The sequence below is a fragment of the Streptomyces sp. NPDC092370 genome, from assembly GCF_044755265.1.
In the GTDB taxonomy this organism is placed as follows: domain Bacteria; phylum Actinomycetota; class Actinomycetes; order Streptomycetales; family Streptomycetaceae; genus Streptomyces.
On record NZ_JBIVQO010000005.1, the window covers coordinates 55,967 to 74,280 of the forward strand.

Genomic DNA, 18,314 nt, shown 5'->3' on the forward strand with positions numbered 1-18,314 from the left:
CGGCGAAGCCCCCGCCCGGGTGGTCCGGACGGGGGCTTCGGAGCGGTTGCCTACTTCAGCAGGGCCGGGATCGTGCTCTCGTGCGTCTCGCGCAGCTCGGCCAGGGTGAGCGCGAACTCGCCCTGGACCTCCACGCTGTCGCCGTCGACGACACCGATGCGGGTGGCGGGCAGGCCCCGCGCGCCGCACATGTCGTTGAAGCGGAGCTCCTCCGAGCGCGGCACGGCCACGACCGCGCGGCCCGCCGACTCGGAGAACAGGAAGGTGAAGGCGTCCAGACCGTCCGGGACGATCAGGCGGGCACCCTTGTCACCCAGCAGGGCCGACTCGACGACCGCCTGGATCAGACCGCCGTCGGACAGGTCGTGCGCGGAGTCGATCATGCCGTCGCGGGAGGCGGAGATCAGGATCTCGGCGAGCAGCCGCTCGCGCTCCAGGTCGACCTTCGGGGGCAGACCGCCGAGGTGGTCGTGGATCACCTGCGACCAGGCCGAGCCGCCGAACTCCTCGCGGGTGTCGCCGAGGAGGTAGAGCAGCTGGCCCTCCTCCTGGAAGGCGACGGGCGTGCGGCGGGCCACGTCGTCGATGACGCCGAGCACCGCGACGACCGGCGTCGGGTGGATGGCCGCCTCGCCCGTCTGGTTGTACAGGGACACGTTGCCGCCGGTCACCGGGGTGCCCAGCTGCTGGCAGGCGTCCGCCAGACCGCGCACGGCCTCCGCGAACTGCCACATCACCGCCGGGTCCTCGGGCGAGCCGAAGTTCAGGCAGTCGGAGACCGCCAGCGGCTTGGCACCGGTGGTGGCGACGTTGCGGTACGCCTCCGCCAGCGCGAGCTGGGCGCCGTGGTACGGGTCGAGCTTGGCGTACCGGCCGTTGCCGTCCGTGGCGATGGCAACGCCGAGGCCGGTCTCCTCGTCGATCCGGATCATGCCGGAGTCCTCGGGCTGGGCCAGGACGGTGTTGCCCTGCACGAAGTGGTCGTACTGGCTGGTGATCCAGGACTTGGAGGCCTGATTCGGGGAGCCGACCAGCTTGAGGACCTGGTCCTTCAGCTCCTCGGAGGTCGCCGGCCGCGGCAGCTTGTTCGCGTCGTCGGCCTGCAGCTCGTCCTGCCAGGAGGGGCGGGCGTAGGGGCGCTCGTAGACAGGGCCCTCGTGCGCGACCGTGCGCGGGTCGACGTCGACGATCTTGCCGCCGTGCCAGTAGATCTCCAGGCGGTCGCCGTCGGTCACCTCACCGATGACGGTGGCGATGACGTCCCACTTGTCGCAGATCTCCAGGAAGCGGTCGACCTTCTCCGGCTCGACGACCGCGCACATGCGCTCCTGTGACTCGCTCATGAGGATCTCCTCGGGCGAGAGCGTGGAGTCGCGCAGCGGGACGTCGTCCAGGGTGACGCGCATGCCGCCGGAGCCGTTGGAGGCGAGCTCGGAGGTGGCGCAGGACAGGCCGGCCGCGCCGAGGTCCTGGATGCCGACGACCAGCTTCTCCCGGAAGGCCTCCAGGGTGCACTCGATGAGGAGCTTCTCCTGGAAGGGGTCGCCGACCTGCACGGCCGGGCGCTTCGACGGCTTGGCGTCGTCGAAGGTCTCGGAGGCCAGGATCGAGGCGCCGCCGATGCCGTCACCGCCGGTCCGGGCCCCGTAGAGGATGACCTTGTTGCCCGCGCCGGACGCCTTGGCGAGGTGGATGTCCTCGTGCCGCATGACGCCGATGGCACCGGCGTTGACCAGCGGGTTGCCCTGGTAGCAGGCGTCGAAGACGACCTCGCCGCCGATGTTGGGCAGGCCCAGGCAGTTGCCGTAGCCGCCGATGCCGGCGACGACGCCGGGCAGGACGCGCTTGGTGTCGGGGTGGTCGGCCGCGCCGAAGCGCAGGGGGTCGACGACCGCGACCGGCCGGGCGCCCATCGCGATGATGTCGCGGACGATGCCGCCGACGCCGGTGGCCGCGCCCTGGTAGGGCTCCACGTACGACGGGTGGTTGTGCGACTCGACCTTGAAGGTGACCGCGTAGCCCTGGCCGACGTCGACCACACCGGCGTTCTCTCCGATGCCGACGAGCATCGCGTCGGACTCGGGGGCCTTCTCACCGAACTGGCGCAGGTGCACCTTGCTGCTCTTGTACGAGCAGTGCTCCGACCACATCACCGAGTACATGGCGAGCTCGGCCCCGGTGGGCCGACGGCCGAGGATCTCCACGACCCGCTCGTACTCGTCCTTCTTCAGGCCCAGTTCGGCCCAGGGCAGCTCGACGTCGGGGGTCGCGGCCGCGTGCTCGACCGTGTCCAGAGGCGTCCGGCTCATGCGTTGACCAGCTTCTTGAGGATCGAGGTGAAGAACGGGAGGCCGTCGGTGCGACCGGTGCCGATCAGCGGCTCGACGGCGTGCTCGGGATGCGGCATGAGGCCGACCACGTTTCCGGCCTCGTTGGTGACACCGGCGATGTCCCGCTGGGAGCCGTTGGGGTTGAAGTCCAGGTAGCGGAAGGCGACGCGGCCCTCGGCCTCCAGCTCGTCGAGCGTGTACGCGTCGGCGACGTACTGCCCGTCGTTGTTCTTCAGCGGGATGTGGATCTCCTGGCCGGCCGAGTAGTCGGTGGTCCAGGAGGTCTCGGCGTTCTCCACCCGCAGCTTCTGGTCACGGCAGATGAAGTGCAGGTGGTTGTTGCGGAGCATCGTGCCCGGCAGCAGATGGGCCTCGGTGAGGATCTGGAAGCCGTTGCAGATGCCGAGCACCGGAAGACCGGCCTTGGCCTGCTCCAGCAGGGGCTCCATCACCGGCGAGAAACGGGCGATGGCCCCGGCACGCAGATAGTCGCCGTAGGAGAATCCACCGCACAGCACCACGGCGTCGACCTGCTTGAGGTCTTTGTCCTTGTGCCAGAGGGCGACCGGCTCGGCGCCGGCGACGCGGATCGCGCGCTGGGTGTCGCGGTCGTCGAGACTGCCGGGAAAAGTGACGACGCCGATACGAGCGGTCACTTCGCGGCCTCCGCGACTTCCTCGACCCGGACCGTGAAGTCCTCGATCACGGTGTTCGCGAGGAAGGACTCCGCAAGATCATGAATGCGGGCGAGGGCGGCCTCGTCGACCGGCCCGTCAACTTCCAGTTCGAAACGCTTTCCCTGGCGGACGTCCGAGATCCCCTCGAATCCCAGCCGCGGCAGTGCGCGCTGCACCGCCTGGCCCTGGGGGTCGAGGATCTCCGGCTTGAGCATGACGTCGACTACGACGCGTGCCACTGGCACTCCCGGTGTGTGGTGCTGAGCAGGTCCCTTCAGACTACCCGCACAAAATTTCTACGCGCGTTGACTTGTAGGAAACTACGTGACCGTCATCACGATCCCGCATCAGTGGGACCACACCCGAAATTTTCGGGAAAGATCCCGGATCGACACCCGAAACCTATTGCGCCCGCCCGTCTCCCGCCACCACGCTTCCAGCGAAGTCACTTCCGCCCCCCTCTTGATTTTGGACACGCGGAAGGATTTAGTCGGGCTTCACAATGTATTGCCAGGCACTGTACAAATGAATTGGCAAGGTGCCGCATGAAGGGACCGATATTCGTGGCGCAGAAGGTCGTGGTCACTCTCTTCGACGACATCGACGGCTCGGAAGCGGCGGAAACGATCGCCTTCGGACTGGACGGCAGGTCGTACGAGATCGACCTGAGTGAAGTCAACGCCGGAGAACTGCGGAAGGCGCTCGCGCCCTACGTGGAGGCCGGGCGCAAGCGGTCCCGCTCGGGCAAGGCGTACCGGCAGACGGAGGTCGCCCCCGACCCGTCGGCGGTGCGCGCTTGGGCCCAGGCCAACAAGATGGACGTCCCCGCACGCGGACGCATCCCCAAGAAGGTCTACGAGGCGTTCAGCGCCGCGCGGTGACGGCCCGTCGGACCCCGGCGATGCCCGGTCACCCGCCCCTCGCGGCAACCGACTTGCGCAGCACCCCGTCTGATCAGCTAGAGTCTGGAGCACGCCGAGGGGCGAGGCCGAAAGGCCCGGCTCACGGAGACATGCGGGTGTAGTTCAGTAGTAGAACATCCCCCTTCCAGGGGGAAGGCGCAGTGTGCGATTCCTGTCACCCGCTCTGCATCGCCGTACCGGCCACTCATGGTGGTACCCCCTGCTCGAGCTTGTCGAGAGCTTGGGGGAGGATCAGGTAGGCTGGTGCCCGCACCGGTCAGTGAAAGCTGATCGGGAGCATATGCGGACGTAGCTCAGTTGGTAGAGCGCAACCTTGCCAAGGTTGAGGTCGCGAGTTCGAACCTCGTCGTCCGCTCGGGAATGAAGACCCCGGTCCATCAGGACCGGGGTCTTCTTCGTCCCCCAACACCTGAGCGTCCGCCTGACATTTGTCATGCCGAGTGATGACAGCGCGCACTGCTGTCCGGTCCGCGCGGCCGACACGCTTGAGGCATGGAATCCAACGGACACGAACACGTGATTGAGGTCACTGACCTGCGGCGTGTGTACGGGGGCGGGTTCGAGGCCGTACGCGGAATCAGCTTTTCCGTACGGCGCGCGGAGATCTTCGCACTGCTCGGCACCAACGGCGCGGGCAAGACCTCGACCGTCGAACTCCTGGAGGGACTCGCGGAGCCGGCCGGCGGCAGCGTGCGGGTCCTCGGCCACGACCCGTACACCGACCGGGCCGCCGTACGGCCCCGCACCGGCGTGATGCTCCAGGAAGGCGGCTTCCCGTCCGAGCTCACCGTCGCGGAGACCGCGCGGATGTGGGCGGGGTGCGTGAGCGGGGCGCGGCCGCCGGCGGAGGTGCTGGCGCTGGTAGGCCTGGAGTCGAAGGCCGGGACCCGGGTCAAGCAACTGTCCGGCGGCCAGCGGCGCCGCCTCGACCTGGCGCTCGCCCTGCTCGGCGATCCCGAGGTGCTCTTCCTCGACGAGCCGTCCACCGGGCTGGACGCCGAAGGCCGCCGGGCCACCTGGGAATTGGTGAGCGCGCTGCGCGACCGCGGGACGACGGTGCTGCTGACCACGCACTACCTGGAGGAGGCCGAGCAGCTCGCCGACCGGCTGGCGATCATGCACGAGGGCCGCATCGCCACCACCGGAACCCCGGCCGAGGTGACCGCGGCGGAACCGTCGCGGATCTCCTTCGAGCTGCCCGACGGCTACTTCGTCGGCGATCTTCCGCCGCTCGGCGAGCTGGGCGTGTCCGGACACGGGACCGACGGCCGGATCGTCCGGCTCCGTACTCGCGAACTGCAGCGGACGGCCACCGGGCTGCTGATGTGGGCCGCCGAGGCCCGGGTGGAACTGCGCCGCCTGGACGTGCGCTCGGCCTCCCTGGAGGAGGCGTTCCTCGGCATCGCCGGGCACGCCTCCGCCGAGCGGTCCGCGAGCACGACGACGAAGGAGTACGCGGCATGAGCACCACGCACACGACGCCCCGCCCGGCACCGGCGACGACTCCGCTGAGCCGGATGACCGCTCTCGCCCGCGCCGAACTGACCCTGCTCGGGCGGACCCGGGGTGCGCTCTTCGCGGCGCTGTTCGTGCCCCTGATGCTGCCGCTCAGCGCAGCCCAGGCGTCCCAGGAGATGGACCTCGCCGGGGCGGGGCTGAACACCGGCACCCTGGTGCTGCCCGCCGCGGTCGGCTTCTCGCTGCTGTTCGCCGTCTACTCGGTGCTCGTCGGCGTGTTCGTCGTCCGGCGCGAGGAGCTCGTCCTCAAGCGGCTGCGCACCGGGGAGCTGCGGGACGTCGAGATCCTGGCCGGCTCCGCGCTGCCGGCCGCCCTCACCGGGCTGGTGCAGTGCCTGCTGCTGGCGGCCGGCTGCGTCGCGCTGCTGGACCTGTCCGCGCCGTCGGCGCCCCATCTGGTCGTCCTCGGCCTGCTGGCGGGCATCGTGATGTGCGTCGCCCTCGCCGCGGCCACCGCGAGCTTCACCCGGACCGGCGAGAGCGCCCAGGTCACGCCCATGCCGCTGCTGATGGTCTCGATGTTCGGCTCGGGCATGTTCGTGCCGCTGGAACTCCTGCCGGACCGGGTCGCCTCCGTCTGCGAACTGCTGCCGCTGACGCCCGTCGTCACGCTGGTGCGCGGCGGCTGGACCGGGTCCCTCTCCGCGTACGAGGCGCTGGGTGCCGTCACCACCGCCGTGGCCTGGATCGTCATCGCAGTGTTTGCTGTACAGCGGTGGTTCCGCTGGGAACCGCGGCGCTGACCGAGGGGGGAGTGACGGGCCGATGCGCACGCCGGGCAGGTGGTGGCGGCACAAGAGCACGCCGGAGAAGGTCGAGACGTACACGCGGTGGTCGTTCCACTTCTTCGCGGTGATGGAGTTCTTCTCCGTCGGGATCACCTCCGTGGCCCCGCTCGGGGCGCGGCTGGGCAGTGCCGCCCTGCTGGTGGTGGCGGTGCACGCCGCCCTGTGCTTCGTGACCGTGTCACGGGCGATCGACTGGACGCGTGGCCGCAGGCCCCAGCCCACCGGGCTGATGTGGACGCTGGCCGCCGTCACCGCCGCGATCGCCGCCGCCGCCCTCGGCCTCGCCGAGCTCGGACCCGACGGCGAGGACGTCGACACCGCCGCCGGTGGCGTCTTCGGGGTGATCCTGGTCTTCGGGCCCGGCATCATCGCGCTCGGTGTCCGCGACCGGCGGCGCGCGTTCGCCATCGCGGGCGGCTTCGCGGCAGGTGCCTGGGCCGTGGCGTTCGCGCTCGGCGCCTCCGTGCTCACGGCGCTGATCACGGCGCTCATCGTGCTGATCGGTGGCGTGTTCATCGCTTTCACGGCCGTCTTCTCCGTGTGGCTGCTCGACGCCGTCTACGAACTCGACGAGGCCCGCGAGACCCGGGCCCGGCTCGCCGTCGCCGAGGAGCGGCTGCGGTTCGGACGGGATCTGCACGACGTGATGGGGCGCAACCTCGCCGTGATCGCCCTGAAGAGCGAGCTGGCGGTGCAACTGGCCCAGCGGGGGCGGCCGGAGGCCGTGGCGCAGATGGTCGAGGTGCAGCGGCTCGCGCAGGAGTCGCAGCGGGAGGTGCGGGAGGTCGTGCGCGGCTACCGGGAGGCCGACCTGGCGTCGGAACTCGCCGGTGCGCAAGGGGTGCTGGCGGCGGCCGGCATCGACTGCACGGTCGGCGGGGCGACGGCGGCACGGCTGCCGGCTGCCGTGCAGTCCGCTCTGGGGTGGGTGGTGCGGGAGGCCGCGACGAACGTCCTGCGGCATGGGGACGCGCGGCGGTGCGCGGTGCGACTGCGGGTGCTGGAGGGGCGCGTGGTGCTGTCCGTGGAGAACGACGGGGTGAGCGAGACGGGGACGGAACCCGCGTCCGGGCCCCCCGGTTCGGGGCTCGCCGGGTTGCGGGAGCGGCTGGCGGAGCTCGACGGGACGCTGGACGCCGGGCCCGCGGGGCGGGGGCTGTTCCGGCTGACGGCGGAGATTCCGCTGCCTTCGCCGCCCGCCGCGTCCGGCGCCGTCCCGGCCGCTGTCGCCGTACGTTCGGTGAGCGAGGTCACCTCATGACGGTCGTGGAGCCCGTCCGGCTGCTGCTCGCCGACGACGAGCACCTCATCCGGGGAGCGCTCGCCGCGCTGCTGTCTTTGGAGGACGATCTCATGGTCGTCGCCGAGGCGGCCACCGGGCCCGAGGCGATGGCGATGGCGCGGGCGCACAAGCCCGATGTCGCCGTGCTGGATCTGCAGATGCCCGGGGCCGACGGTGTGAAGGTCGCCACATCCCTGCGGGCCGAACTGCCCGGCTGCAGGGTCCTCATCGTCACCAGCCACGGGCGGCCCGGGCACCTGAAACGGGCGCTGGAGGCCGGGGTGCGGGGGTTCGTGCCGAAGACCGTGAGCGCGCGGCGGCTGGCGGAGATCATCCGGACGGTGCACGCCGGGAACCGTTACGTCGACCCGGAGTTGGCCGCCGACGCGATCGCCGCCGGGGACTCGCCGCTGACCGCGCGGGAAGCGGAGGTCCTGGAACTCGCGGCCGACGGGGCACCGGTCGCGGAGATCGCCGAGCGGGCCGCGCTGTCCCAGGGGACCGTGCGGAACTATCTGTCGTCGGCCGTGTCGAAGCTCGGTGCGGAGAATCGGCATGCGGCGGTGCGGCTCGCGCGGGAGCAAGGTTGGGTATAGTGGTTCTCGCGCCACGGCGCATGCGAACGTAGCTCAGTTGGTAGAGCGCAACCTTGCCAAGGTTGAGGTCGCGAGTTCGAACCTCGTCGTTCGCTCCATCGAGAAGCCCCCCGGTTCCGGCCGGGGGGCTTCCGCGCGTTCTACGACCAGCTCGTGCCGGTCAGGCGCTCGTACGCCTCGACGTACTTGGCGCGGGTGGCGTCGACGACCTGCTGGGGCAGGGCGGGCGGCGGCTGCTCGCTCCCCCGGTCCCAGCCGGACTCCGCCGAGGTCAGCCAGTCGCGGACGTACTGCTTGTCGTACGACGGCTGTGCGCGGCCCGGCTGCCACTGGTCGGCCGGCCAGAAGCGGGAGGAGTCCGCGGTGAGGACCTCGTCCGCGAGGACCAGGTCGTCGCCGTCGAAGCCGAACTCGAATTTGGTGTCCGCGAGGATGATGCCCCGCTCCCGGGCGATGTCCCGGCCCCGGGAGTAGACGGCGAGGGTCACCTGGCGCAGCCGGGCCGCGGTGTCGGCGCCGACCTGGCGGGCGACCTCCTCGTAGGAGACGTTCTCGTCGTGCTCGCCGACGGCGGCCTTGGTGGCCGGGGTGAAGATCGGGGCGGGCAGTTCACTGCCGTCGGTCAGGCCCTCCGGCAGGGCGAGGCCGCAGACCGTGCGGGTCTGGTGGTACTCGGCGAGGCCGGAGCCGGTGAGGTAGCCGCGGGCCACGCACTCCACCGGGACCATCTGGAGCGACTTGCAGACGAGCGTGCGGCCCGCCCAGTCGGCCGGGGCGCCCTCGGGCAGTTCCGTGCTCAGGACGTGGTTCGGGACCAGGTCGGCGAGCCGGTCGAACCACCACAGGGACAGCTGGGTGAGGATCCGGCCCTTGTCGGGGATCTCGGTGGGCAGCACCCAGTCGTAGGCGGAGATGCGGTCGCTGGCGACCATCACGAGGTCGCCCGCCTCGTTGCGGTACAGCTCGCGCACCTTGCCGGTGTGCAGATGTACCAGGCCCGGAACCTGGAGCGGCTCGGGCTTTTCGACGAATCCGGACACGGTTCCTCCCCGTGGTTGAAAAAAAGAGGGGCGCCCGAAGGGCCCAAGCAGGGTGGTGGGCGACGGGCGGGCCCAAGTGGCTCGATTCTCCCGTACTCGAGCCTGATCACCGACAGGGGGTCAGTCGCGTTTGCAGATGCGGTCCAGGAGATTGGCGGTGGCCCGCTGGATGCGCGTGTCGACGTGGCCGGGGCGGTCCAGGGCCGGTGACCAGGCGAACGTTCCTGCTGCGAAGACCCAGGCGCCGGAGGGGGCGCGGTACAGGGACGTCTCCTGGTGACGGAGGACGCCGGCCTTGTCGGTGTACGGGGAGTGGGCGAGCAGCATGCGCTCCTCGTGCTCGGGCAGCGGGGTGCGCGGGAAGTAACGGTCGGCCTCGCCCGCCACCAGGTTCTCGATCTCGTCGCCCTCGCGCGCGCCGGTCGCCTCCCACAGCCAGTGCCCTGCGTTGCGGACGATCAGCGGGTGCGGCTCGGGGACGGGCCCGGCGTACTGGATGCCCAGGAGCTGCTGCTCCGCACGGTCGATCTCCCGCCACAGCACCGGCTTGCCCGGGCCCCGGCGCTTGCGGCAGGTCAGCAGCCGGTCGGGGACTCCGGACGGGGAGGGGCCCAGCTCCACCTGCCAGTACATGGAGTTCGCGGAGAGGAAGACGAGCGAGGTGCCGGCGTCGCGGGCGAGCTCCACGGTGGCGCGCATGCCGGCCGACCAGTACTCGTCGTGGCCCGGGAAGACCAGTCCCCGGTAGCGGGTGGGGTCGACGCGGCCCGCGTGCAGGTCGCTCGCGTCGGCGTAGGCCACGTCGTAGCCGTAGCGCTCGGCCCAGCGGATGAAGTCGTAGGCGTGTCCTACGTGCAGGGGGAGGCCGGCGCCCGCGTAGGGGCGGTCGAAGGAGACCGTCATGGCGGCCTCGGACTCGCCGAGCAGACGGCCCTGCTCGTCCCAGGCGTGGTAGAGGCTGGCACCGGTGCGGCCGTCCTCCGGGTAGAGGTTGTAGGCCTGCCAGGTGACGTCGGGCAGCACGAGCAGCAGGTCGGCGGGCTGGTCGTGGCGGACGGTGAAGGGCACGTGGGAGCGGTAGCCGCCGGCGGTGGTGAGGACGGCGACGTACGCGCCGACGTTCCAGTACGACGGGACCTGGAGCCGCCAGGACAGCCACCAGTGGTGGCAGGAGACCGTGCGGTCCGCGGTGAGCGGCGCGGGCTGGACGATGCCGGACAGCCGCGGACTGGTGGTGATCTTCGCGGCGCCGTCTCCGCCGTAGTGACCGATGCGGTAGATGTCGACGGCGAACTGCTGCGGCGGGTCGACGGTGACGTGGAAGTCGATGGCCTCGCCGGGCGCGACCGCCCCGGTGGAGGTGAAGCCCTTGATCTGGCGGTGCACGTCGTCGGCCGCGCGGGGGCCGCCCGTGCCCTTCTTCGACGGGTGGGGCGCGTCCTGGTCCACGTACCAGGGGACGACCTGGCCCGAGTCGCCGAAGTACGTCACGTTGCCGCGCAGCCACGGAACGGGGCCCTGCCCGAAGGGATCCGTCACGGCGTGCGCCAGCGCTCCCGACTCCCAACGGCGGATCTGCTCCGAACCCATGGTGGCTTCCCCTCCCCTTACCCCCGTGGTGGTGCGTACCTGTGTGGCGCGTGCGGTGCTCCGCGGTGCATGCGACGCCTTCACGCCTATGTGTTTGTCGTATGTCGCAAGCCTTTGCCCTACGCACGAACGGTCCAAGCACATCACATAAAGCGCGCACTTCGTCACCGTTCGTTTCGAATTGGCCAGAACCGGAAGCAGGTGCTCCGGGGCGTCAGACGAGACGGACCGGCTTCTCCGGGCGTATGCCGAGCTGGGACAGCCAGATCCGCAGAGGCGTGGCGTCGCCGTCCTCGATGAGGGTGAGGACCTTGGGCGCCAGATCGGCCGTGCGCTCGCCGTCGACGAGGAGGGTCGGGCCGTCCAGCCAGTCCAGGCCCGGCATCGCTCCGGCGGTGTCCATCGCGGCGCAGCAGACCATTGCGGTGAGGTGGTCGGCGAGCAGTTCTCTGGCCGTGCGCGGGGGCTGGAGGGGGAAGAGGGGGAGGGCCCGGTCGTCCCAGAGGGTGGTGGGATCGGGGGTGGGGGACGGGGCGGCGGGAGACGGGGCCGCCGGGGAGGGGGCGGCCTCCTCGCGGGCCAGTTCGGCGCTGAGCCGGGCGGCGAGGGTGGCGCTGGGGGCCGTCGTGCCGGAGAGGTCCTCGTCGTCGTGGGGGTCCCGGGTGCCGGGGGATGTCGCGGGGTCCTCGGCCGGGGTGGTCCCCGGTCCGGGGGCGGGGGAATCAGCTGCGGGGCCGGAGGCGCCCGCCTTCTGCGCCGTCCACCCGGGAGCCGTGTCCGTGAGGTGGTCCAGGACGCGGGACAGGGTCGGGGCACCGGTCGCGGGGGCCGTGGGCCCGGGGACGGGACGGACGCCCATCGCGTCCAGGACACGATGGAGGCGGGCCGCGTCGAGGCGCCACTTGCGGTCCACCACCTCCTCCGGGTAGTCGCTCCAGTCCACCGGCGACCAGTCGGGCCCGGGCCCGGCGGGACCGCCGTGGAAGAGGCGGGCGGCGAGGAGGGAGGCGGCCTCGTCGACCGCGCCCGGCTCCTCCAGCAGATCGCAGGCGGGCCGCTCGCCGAGCCGGGATGCGAAGCCCTCGGCCAGGCGGTCGCGCCGGGACAGTTCCGTGAGCGCCGCGACGACGCCGGCGTCCAGCCGGGACGGCCAGCGGCCCATCCGCCAGGCCGGCAGCGCGACCCGGGTCAGCAGCCGGTCCCAGCCCGCATAGGCCAGGCCCACCTGCTCCTGGGCGACGATCCGCAGCCCGTAATCCACAGCCTGTGCACGCTCCGCGGCCGCGGCCGCCACGCCCCGCTCCATCTCGGCGGCATGGCCGCGGCACCTGCGCAGCAGCAGCCGGGCGACCCGGCCGACCCCGGCGAGCAACGCCCTCGACACCGGATCGCGGCGGGGCGCCGATGTCACGGCCACCGCCGCGTCCAGGCCTCGGACGAAGCGACGGGCGGCGGCTATGTCCGGGTGGGCCGAGGGCCCCGTACCGGCGACGACCGGAGCGAGGACGGCGCGCAGTTCGCCGACCCTCATCCACCACAGGAACGGGGAGCCGATGACGAGGACCGGCGCGACGGGCTGCCGGCGGTGCGCCTGCCTCCCCGCACCCGCTATGTCCTGGTGTTCTTCGGCCGGGGGCGGTCCGTGGGCCGGGTGGGTGCGGTCCTCCAGCCAGCTGTCGCAGTCCGGGGTGAGCGCTATCGCGGAGGGCGCTGGGACGTCGAGGCGGTCGGCGAGGTCGCGCACCATCCGGTACAGGTCGGGAGCCGCCTCCTCGGTGACCGGGACGGTCGGGCTCATCGCCGGCCGGGCCCGGGCGACGACCAGGGCGATCCCGGCGGCGGCGAGCAGCACGAGGGCCGCCACCGGCGTCAGGACCCAGCGGGCCTGGTCCCAGACGGGCCCGTCCAGGCGGTCGCCCGCCACGCCCGCGAGCAGGATCACGGCGACGGCGGCGGGCAGCAGGGCGACGGCCAGCGCCCGGCTGCGGACGCGCAGCACGGCCAGTGCCCGTGCCCGCGCGACCTGCGCGCCTGCTTCCACACCCATTCCGGTCACGACCGACCTCACCCCCTCCCCGTTGACCCGACGCTTTCCTTGCTCACTCCCCCACTGTGGCACCCGCCACCGACATCGCAATGCCGGTGGGCCAAGTGCCGGAACGCTTGCGCCGCACCCTAGTTGGGGCTCCGCCCCCCGTCAGCCGGATACGGCAGCGGTCACTCGATGGAATGGCTTTGGGGAGAGGTGGATGACGGAAAGCGCGCATCGGCCCCCACCTCTCGCATACGTCAGGCCCCGGATCCTGAGACGGATCCGGGGCCTGCGGGGTTCATCGGCGGCGGGGCGGTTTCCCTGTTCCGCCAGGGGGACGGTTATGCCTGCGCGGCCTTCGCGGCGATGTCCGTGCGGTGCTGGGAGCCGTCGAGGCGGATGCGTCCGACAGCCGTGTAGGCACGGTCGCGGGCCTCGGTGAGGTCCTTCCCGATGGCCGTGACGGACAGCACGCGACCGCCGGCGCTGACGACCGCGTCACCGTCCCGCCTGGTGCCGGCGTGCAGCACGTACGCGTGCGGGGCGTCCTGGGCGGCGACCTCGTCGAGACCGGTGATCGGGTCGCCCGTGCGCGGGGTGCCGGGGTAGTGGTGCGAGGCGACGACCACGGTCACGGCGGCCTCGTCGCTCCAGCGCAGCGGCTCCACATGGGCGAGGTTGCCGGTGGCGGCGGCCATCAGGAGACCGGCCAGCGGTGTCTTCAGCCGGGCCAGGACGACCTGGGTCTCGGGGTCTCCGAACCGTGCGTTGAACTCGATCACCCGGACACCGCGGGAGGTGATGGCGAGACCGGCGTAGAGCAGGCCGGAGAACGGCGTGCCGCGCCGCTGCATCTCGTCGACGGTCGGCTGCAACACGGTCTGCAGGACCTCGTCGACCAGCTTCGGGTCGGCCCACGGCAGCGGGGAGTAGGCGCCCATGCCGCCGGTGTTCGGGCCCTCGTCGCCGTCCAGGGCGCGCTTGAAGTCCTGGGCGGGCTGGAGCGGTACGACCGTCTCGCCGTCGGTGACGGCGAAGAGGGAGACCTCGGGGCCGTCGAGGTACTCCTCGATGACCACGCGCTCGCAGGCCGCCGCGTGGGCCCGGGCCGCTTCGAGGTCGTCGGTGACGACGACGCCCTTGCCGGCGGCGAGCCCGTCGTCCTTCACGACGTACGGAGCGCCGAAGGCGTCGAGGGCCGTGTCGACCTCTTCCGGGGTCGTGCAGACGTACGACCGGGCGGTGGGCACCTCGGCCGCCGCCATGACGTCCTTCGCGAAGGCCTTGGAGCCCTCGAGCTGCGCTGCCGCGCCGGACGGGCCGAAGACCGGGATGCCCGCCTCGCGCACGGCGTCGGCGACACCGGCGACCAGCGGGGCCTCCGGGCCGACGACCACGAGTTCCGCGCCGAGCCGTGTGGCCAGCGCGGTGACGGCTGCGCCGTCCAGCGCGTCGACCTGGTGCAGCTCGGCGACCTCGGCGATGCCGGCGTTGCCGGGTGCGCAGTGCAGCGCGGTGACATCGGGGTCGTGGGACAGGGAGTGGCACAGGGCGTGTTCGCGGGCGCCGCTGCCGATGACGAGGACCTTCACGGGGTCAGCCTAACGGGAGACGCCGGATTCCCCTTGTGCGGGCTTCCGAAAGGAGGAGCGATCACGAGCTGGAGGTTCCTCCAAGAGGGGTGCCTCTTCGAGGATCTCCCTTTCTCCGGAGGTGCCGGTCGCGGTCCCGGCTACTCGTTCGTGAACTCCTCGACCACCGTCGCTCCCAGTTCCCGGACGATCAGCTCCTGACCGGAGAGGGCCGATTCGTCGAGGTCGGGGTCGTCGTCCTCGGGAATGTCCTCCTCGACGGAGACATGACGCGGCGCCGGGGCGGCCCGCTGGGGGACGGAGGCGGCCGGCGCGGGAGCGGGGGTGCTCGCCCGGGAGGTGGGGGTGGGCGGGGCCGTCGGGGAGGGGGCGGGACGCTGGGCGGTCGCCGTACCTCCACCGCCCGCGTCGTAACCGCCGCCGCCTGCCGCGTGACCACCGCCACCGCCGGTGCCGTAGCCGCCCCCGCCGCCGAATCCGGAGGGGCCGCCCGGCGCCGGGGGCGCGGAGCCGCCCGAGGGGTCGACGATCGCCTCGATCTTCCACTGGACGTTGAACTGCTCCCCCAGCGCCTGCCGCAGCACGTCCTCGCTGCCGCTGCTCAGGAAGTTGTCCCGCGCGCCCGCGTTGACGAACCCGAGCTGCAGGGTCGTGCCGTCGAAGCCGGTCACCTGGGCGTTCTGGCTGAGCAGGATCCAGGTGAAGCGGCGGCGGTTCTTGACCGCTTCCAGGATGTTCGGCCAGAGCATCCGGGGGTCGACACTCCCGCCGCCCGTGGGAGCGGGGGCGGGTGCCGGGGCGGCCGGGGCCGGAGCCGCAGGCTGGGCGGCGGGGGCGGGGGCGCTCGCCGGCGGGCTGTTCGGGGCCGGCGCGCCCGGGGCGGCCGTGGGCCAGCCGCCGGGGCGGCGGCCGCCGCTGCCCGCGGAGGCGGCGGTGGGCCAGGCACCTGGGGCGGGCTGGGCCGGGGAGGTCTTCGCCTGTCCGACGGGCGCGGCGGAGGCGGCCGGGGCTTCGGCGGGGTCGCCGGGTCCTTCGGAGCGGCCGGGTGCGCCCTGGGCGGCGGGAGCGGCGGCATGAGCCGGAGGGGTGCCCGGCGCCGACGGCGACGGGCTCCGGCCGGGTGACGACGGTGGCACACCCGGGTCCGCCGCGGGAGGGGCGGAGGCGGCCGAAGCCACCGCAGGGCCGCTGCCGCCGGCCGCGGTGCCGGTGGCACCCGGTGCTCCGGATCCCCGGACCGCCGCGCGGGCCGCGGCCGGGCCACCGCCCGGTGTCACCGGACCGCCGCCCGCCTGGACCGGGGCGGCCGCCGCTCCCCCGTGCCCCTCCGGCCCGGGGACGTACCCCGCCGCGGGCATTCCGGCGGGAGCGGCGGAGTAGTTCACGCCGCGCTCGATCCGGTCGAGGCGGGCCATGACCGAGCGCTCGTCACCATAGGCGGCGGGGAGCAGGACCCGCGCACAGATCAGCTCGAGCTGGAGACGGGGCGAGTGGGCGCCGCGCATCTCGGTCAGGCCCTCGTTGACGAGGTCGGCGGCGCGGCTCAGCTCGGCCGGGCCGAAGGTGCCGGCCTGGGCCTGCATACGTTCGATCACATCGGCGGGGGCGTCGATCAACCCCTTCTCCGCCGCGTCCGGAACGGCGGCGAGGATCACCAGGTCGCGCAGCCGCTCCAGCAGGTCGGCGACGAAGCGGCGGGGATCGTTCCCGCCCTCGATCACGCGGTCGACGACCTCGAACGCCGCGGCCCCGTCACCGGTGGCGAAGGCCTCGACGACGGAGTCCAGGAGCGAGCTCTCGGTGTACCCGAGCAGGGCGGTGGCCATGACGTAGGTCACACCGTCCGCCGCGGCGCCCGCGAGGAGCTGGTCCATGACCGACATGGAGTCACGCACGGACCCGCCGCCGGCCCGCACCACGAGCGGGAGCACACCGTCCTCGACGGGGATGTCCTCCTTCTGGCAGACCTGCCCGAGGTACTCCCGCAGCGTGCCGGGGGGCACGAGGCGGAACGGGTAGTGGTGGGTCCGCGACCGGATCGTCCCGATGACTTTTTCGGGCTCGGTGGTCGCGAAGATGAACTTGAGGTGCTCCGGCGGCTCCTCGACGACCTTCAGCAGCGCGTTGAAGCCGGCCGACGTGACCATGTGGGCCTCGTCGATGATGTAGATCTTGTACCGGCTGCGGGCGGGGCCGAAGAAGGCCTTCTCACGCAGGTCACGGGCGTCGTCCACGCCGCCGTGGGAAGCGGCGTCGATCTCGATGACGTCGATGGAACCGGGGCCGTTGCGCGCGAGGTCCTGACAGGACTGGCACTCGCCGCAGGGCGTCGGTGTGGGGCCCTGCTCGCAGTTCAGGCAGCGCGCGAGGATGCGGGCACTGGTCGTCTTGCCACAGCCGCGCGGTCCGCTGAACAGGTACGCGTGGTTGACCCGGTTGTTGCGCAGCGCCTGCTGCAACGGGTCGGTGACATGCTCCTGCCCGATGACCTCGGCGAAGGTCTCCGGGCGGTAGCGGCGGTACAGAGCGAGAGACGACACGCATACGAGGTTATAGGCGCCCACCGACAACGGGCCCCGCCCGGGAGATCCGGCCCCGGGAACGCGGACGCCCCCCACGCACCCGCCAGAGCCGACCTACCCTTGCTGCCTTCCGGCCCTGGGGGAGTTCAGTCAGATAGCGCCGCGTGAGGGGCTGCGCCAAGGCTACCTGATGTCGGGGGCCGGGAACGAGTTCGCGAGCACTCCTCTCGGTCATGTAATGTTCCTGGCGGAGGATTCGCCTAGAGGCCTAGGGCGCACGCTTGGAAAGCGTGTTGGGGGCAACCCCTCACGAGTTCGAATCTCGTATCCTCCGCCAGTGCCTCACCGGGCACGATGTCGAAGGGCCCCACCGTTCGCGGTGGGGCCCTTCGGCGTCTTCCCCGGCCCCGGACACCCTCGCGTCCGCTCACGGTTTTTTCGAGGCGGACCGTTTCGCGCCCCTGCTTCGCCCCGCCGGGGCGGGCGCGTTCTTGTGCTGGGGTTTCTCCGCGCGGGCCTCCGTGCGGGGCGGCGTCGCGCGCGCCGGGGCGGTCGGCCACGTCAGCTCGATCTCCAGCTCGATCTCCCCGTCGCCGATCTCGACCTCCATCTCGCTGTGGAGGTCGTCGGGGATCCGCAGGCCCAGCGTGCCGGGGCCGAGATCCAGCTCGGCGTCCCCGCCCTCTCTCAGGGCGTCCGCGAGTGCGGAGAGCTGGTCAGCGGCCTCCTGCCGGGACAGCGAGCGCTTCCGCTCGTACTTGAGGTCCTTCATGGGGCCCTCCGATGTGACGCAGAAGAGTGGTCGAACCCGGTGTGGCGGTGAGGTGCGGACCCGCGGGTCAGTCGCCCGTCTCCGGGCCCCAGCGCTCGGGGCCCACTCCGTGCCAGTCGATCCACGGCACCTCCGCCACGTCCGCCGGGTCGATCTCCAGGCCGGCGCGGCGGAGGAACTCCGCGACGTCGGCCACGTTGTGGGCGAGCCCGAGGATCTCGCCGTCCACGCGCACCCGCCGGCCACCCGAGGGCGAGGGCGGATGCACGATCACGCGAATCGATCCGGCCATGCCTTCAGGATCGTCCGGGATGTACGGCCCCGCAGGTCGGCGCGTCATCCGTGGAGCCGCTCACCGGTGTTCCCGGCCGACCGCCCCCGCTCTCTCAGCTCCCACCAGGCCGCGGGGGCCGGCCGTCGCCGCTGCCAGGAGGGGTGGAAGAAGGTTTGGGCCGACAGCCGGTACAGGCGACGGCGCAGCTCGGTCCGGCCGGGCCGGTCGGCGAGCCGGCGGTAGGTGGCGGCCCACTCCCGCTGCGCCCGGACAAGATCGTCGGGAAACGTTCGCATGACCAAATTCAAGCATGTGTTCGAATTTCTAGGCCAGTGTGACGTCTCTCGTACGTCTCAGTTCGGGCACTGCACGTGGACA

At 71.9% G+C, this 18,314-nt stretch carries 16 protein-coding genes, 4 tRNA genes and 1 other RNA gene; 9 read left to right on the forward strand and 12 right to left on the reverse strand.

The features are described 5' to 3' along the window. Window positions 1–50: 50 nt before the first annotated feature. Genes purL through purS form a run of 3 tightly spaced genes read right to left on the reverse strand, consistent with a single transcriptional unit; the run spans window position 51 to window position 3,246 of the window. Complete coding sequence (gene purL / locus ACIQHQ_RS17085) at window positions 51–2,309, reverse strand: phosphoribosylformylglycinamidine synthase subunit PurL (RefSeq protein WP_402612737.1); 2,259 nt, start codon at window positions 2,307–2,309, stop codon at window positions 51–53. Further along, a complete protein-coding gene (gene purQ / locus ACIQHQ_RS17090; protein WP_283974191.1) occupies window positions 2,306–2,986 on the reverse strand; it encodes a phosphoribosylformylglycinamidine synthase subunit PurQ in 681 nt (226 codons plus the stop codon). Before purQ ends, purL begins: the two co-directional genes overlap by 4 nt. After that, window positions 2,983–3,246 carry a phosphoribosylformylglycinamidine synthase subunit PurS gene (purS, locus tag ACIQHQ_RS17095; protein ID WP_006133353.1) on the reverse strand — a complete coding sequence of 88 codons (264 nt, stop codon included), beginning with the start codon at window positions 3,244–3,246 and terminating at the stop codon, window positions 2,983–2,985. Before purS ends, purQ begins: the two co-directional genes overlap by 4 nt. A 324-nt stretch (window positions 3,247–3,570) precedes the next feature. On the opposite strand from purS, the gene ACIQHQ_RS17100 reads away from it, so the two are divergent. From ACIQHQ_RS17100 to ACIQHQ_RS17135, 8 genes are all read left to right on the forward strand, one after another. Next, a complete protein-coding gene (locus ACIQHQ_RS17100) occupies window positions 3,571–3,888 on the forward strand; it encodes an Lsr2 family protein (protein ID WP_402613059.1) in 318 nt (105 codons plus the stop codon). A gap of 133 nt (window positions 3,889–4,021) precedes the next feature. Further along, a tRNA-Gly gene (locus tag ACIQHQ_RS17105) sits at window positions 4,022–4,093 on the forward strand. Window positions 4,094–4,212: 119 nt separating this feature from the next. After that, window positions 4,213–4,285, forward strand: a tRNA-Gly gene (locus ACIQHQ_RS17110). A gap of 137 nt (window positions 4,286–4,422) precedes the next feature. Next, complete coding sequence (locus tag ACIQHQ_RS17115) at window positions 4,423–5,394, forward strand: ABC transporter ATP-binding protein (RefSeq protein WP_402612738.1); 972 nt, start codon at window positions 4,423–4,425, stop codon at window positions 5,392–5,394. Next, the gene (locus ACIQHQ_RS17120) at window positions 5,391–6,191 is read left to right on the forward strand and encodes an ABC transporter permease (protein ID WP_402612739.1); all 801 of its coding nucleotides are present in this window, start codon (window positions 5,391–5,393) and stop codon (window positions 6,189–6,191) included. Before ACIQHQ_RS17115 ends, ACIQHQ_RS17120 begins: the two co-directional genes overlap by 4 nt. 22 nt (window positions 6,192–6,213) lie before the next feature. Further along, on the forward strand, window positions 6,214–7,497 hold the full coding sequence (locus ACIQHQ_RS17125; protein ID WP_402612740.1) for a sensor histidine kinase: 1,284 nt from the start codon (window positions 6,214–6,216) through the stop codon (window positions 7,495–7,497). After that, window positions 7,494–8,114 carry a response regulator gene (locus tag ACIQHQ_RS17130; RefSeq protein ID WP_402612741.1) on the forward strand — a complete coding sequence of 207 codons (621 nt, stop codon included), beginning with the start codon at window positions 7,494–7,496 and terminating at the stop codon, window positions 8,112–8,114. The genes ACIQHQ_RS17125 and ACIQHQ_RS17130 overlap by 4 nt, the downstream gene beginning before the upstream one ends. 22 nt (window positions 8,115–8,136) lie before the next feature. Next, window positions 8,137–8,212: transfer RNA gene (locus tag ACIQHQ_RS17135), tRNA-Gly, on the forward strand. A gap of 42 nt (window positions 8,213–8,254) precedes the next feature. On the opposite strand, the gene ACIQHQ_RS17140 is transcribed toward ACIQHQ_RS17135, so the two are convergent. The 6 genes from ACIQHQ_RS17140 to ffs form a co-directional block, all read right to left on the reverse strand. Then, on the reverse strand, window positions 8,255–9,154 hold the full coding sequence (locus ACIQHQ_RS17140) for a phosphoribosylaminoimidazolesuccinocarboxamide synthase (protein ID WP_402612742.1): 900 nt from the start codon (window positions 9,152–9,154) through the stop codon (window positions 8,255–8,257). 120 nt (window positions 9,155–9,274) lie between these two features. Continuing rightward, window positions 9,275–10,744, reverse strand: a complete 1,470-nt coding sequence (locus tag ACIQHQ_RS17145; protein WP_402612743.1) for a N,N-dimethylformamidase beta subunit family domain-containing protein — start codon at window positions 10,742–10,744, stop codon at window positions 9,275–9,277. Window positions 10,745–10,958: 214 nt separating this feature from the next. Next, window positions 10,959–12,791, reverse strand: coding sequence for a hypothetical protein (locus tag ACIQHQ_RS17150; RefSeq protein WP_402613060.1), 1,833 nt, complete (start codon window positions 12,789–12,791; stop codon window positions 10,959–10,961). Between the two features lie 326 nt (window positions 12,792–13,117). Beyond that, the gene (purD, locus tag ACIQHQ_RS17155) at window positions 13,118–14,368 is read right to left on the reverse strand and encodes a phosphoribosylamine--glycine ligase (protein WP_402612744.1); all 1,251 of its coding nucleotides are present in this window, start codon (window positions 14,366–14,368) and stop codon (window positions 13,118–13,120) included. A 140-nt stretch (window positions 14,369–14,508) separates the two neighbouring features. Then, window positions 14,509–16,908: a DNA polymerase III subunit gamma and tau gene (locus ACIQHQ_RS17160; RefSeq protein WP_402612745.1), complete on the reverse strand. Its 2,400-nt coding sequence runs from the start codon at window positions 16,906–16,908 to the stop codon at window positions 14,509–14,511. 63 nt (window positions 16,909–16,971) lie between these two features. Continuing rightward, window positions 16,972–17,066, reverse strand: an RNA gene (gene ffs / locus ACIQHQ_RS17165) — signal recognition particle sRNA small type. Window positions 17,067–17,139: 73 nt separating this feature from the next. On the opposite strand from ffs, the gene ACIQHQ_RS17170 reads away from it, so the two are divergent. After that, window positions 17,140–17,227: transfer RNA gene (locus ACIQHQ_RS17170), tRNA-Ser, on the forward strand. A gap of 90 nt (window positions 17,228–17,317) precedes the next feature. Here ACIQHQ_RS17170 and ACIQHQ_RS17175 read toward each other — a convergent pair. The 3 genes from ACIQHQ_RS17175 to ACIQHQ_RS17185 all read right to left on the reverse strand — a co-directional run bounded on the left by ACIQHQ_RS17175 (window position 17,318) and on the right by ACIQHQ_RS17185 (window position 18,232). Continuing rightward, the gene (locus tag ACIQHQ_RS17175) at window positions 17,318–17,662 is read right to left on the reverse strand and encodes an amphi-Trp domain-containing protein (protein WP_402612746.1); all 345 of its coding nucleotides are present in this window, start codon (window positions 17,660–17,662) and stop codon (window positions 17,318–17,320) included. 67 nt (window positions 17,663–17,729) lie between these two features. Beyond that, window positions 17,730–17,954: a hypothetical protein gene (locus ACIQHQ_RS17180; protein WP_402612747.1), complete on the reverse strand. Its 225-nt coding sequence runs from the start codon at window positions 17,952–17,954 to the stop codon at window positions 17,730–17,732. Between the two features lie 44 nt (window positions 17,955–17,998). Beyond that, window positions 17,999–18,232 carry a hypothetical protein gene (locus ACIQHQ_RS17185; protein WP_402612748.1) on the reverse strand — a complete coding sequence of 78 codons (234 nt, stop codon included), beginning with the start codon at window positions 18,230–18,232 and terminating at the stop codon, window positions 17,999–18,001. Between the last annotated feature and the right edge of the window lie 82 nt (window positions 18,233–18,314).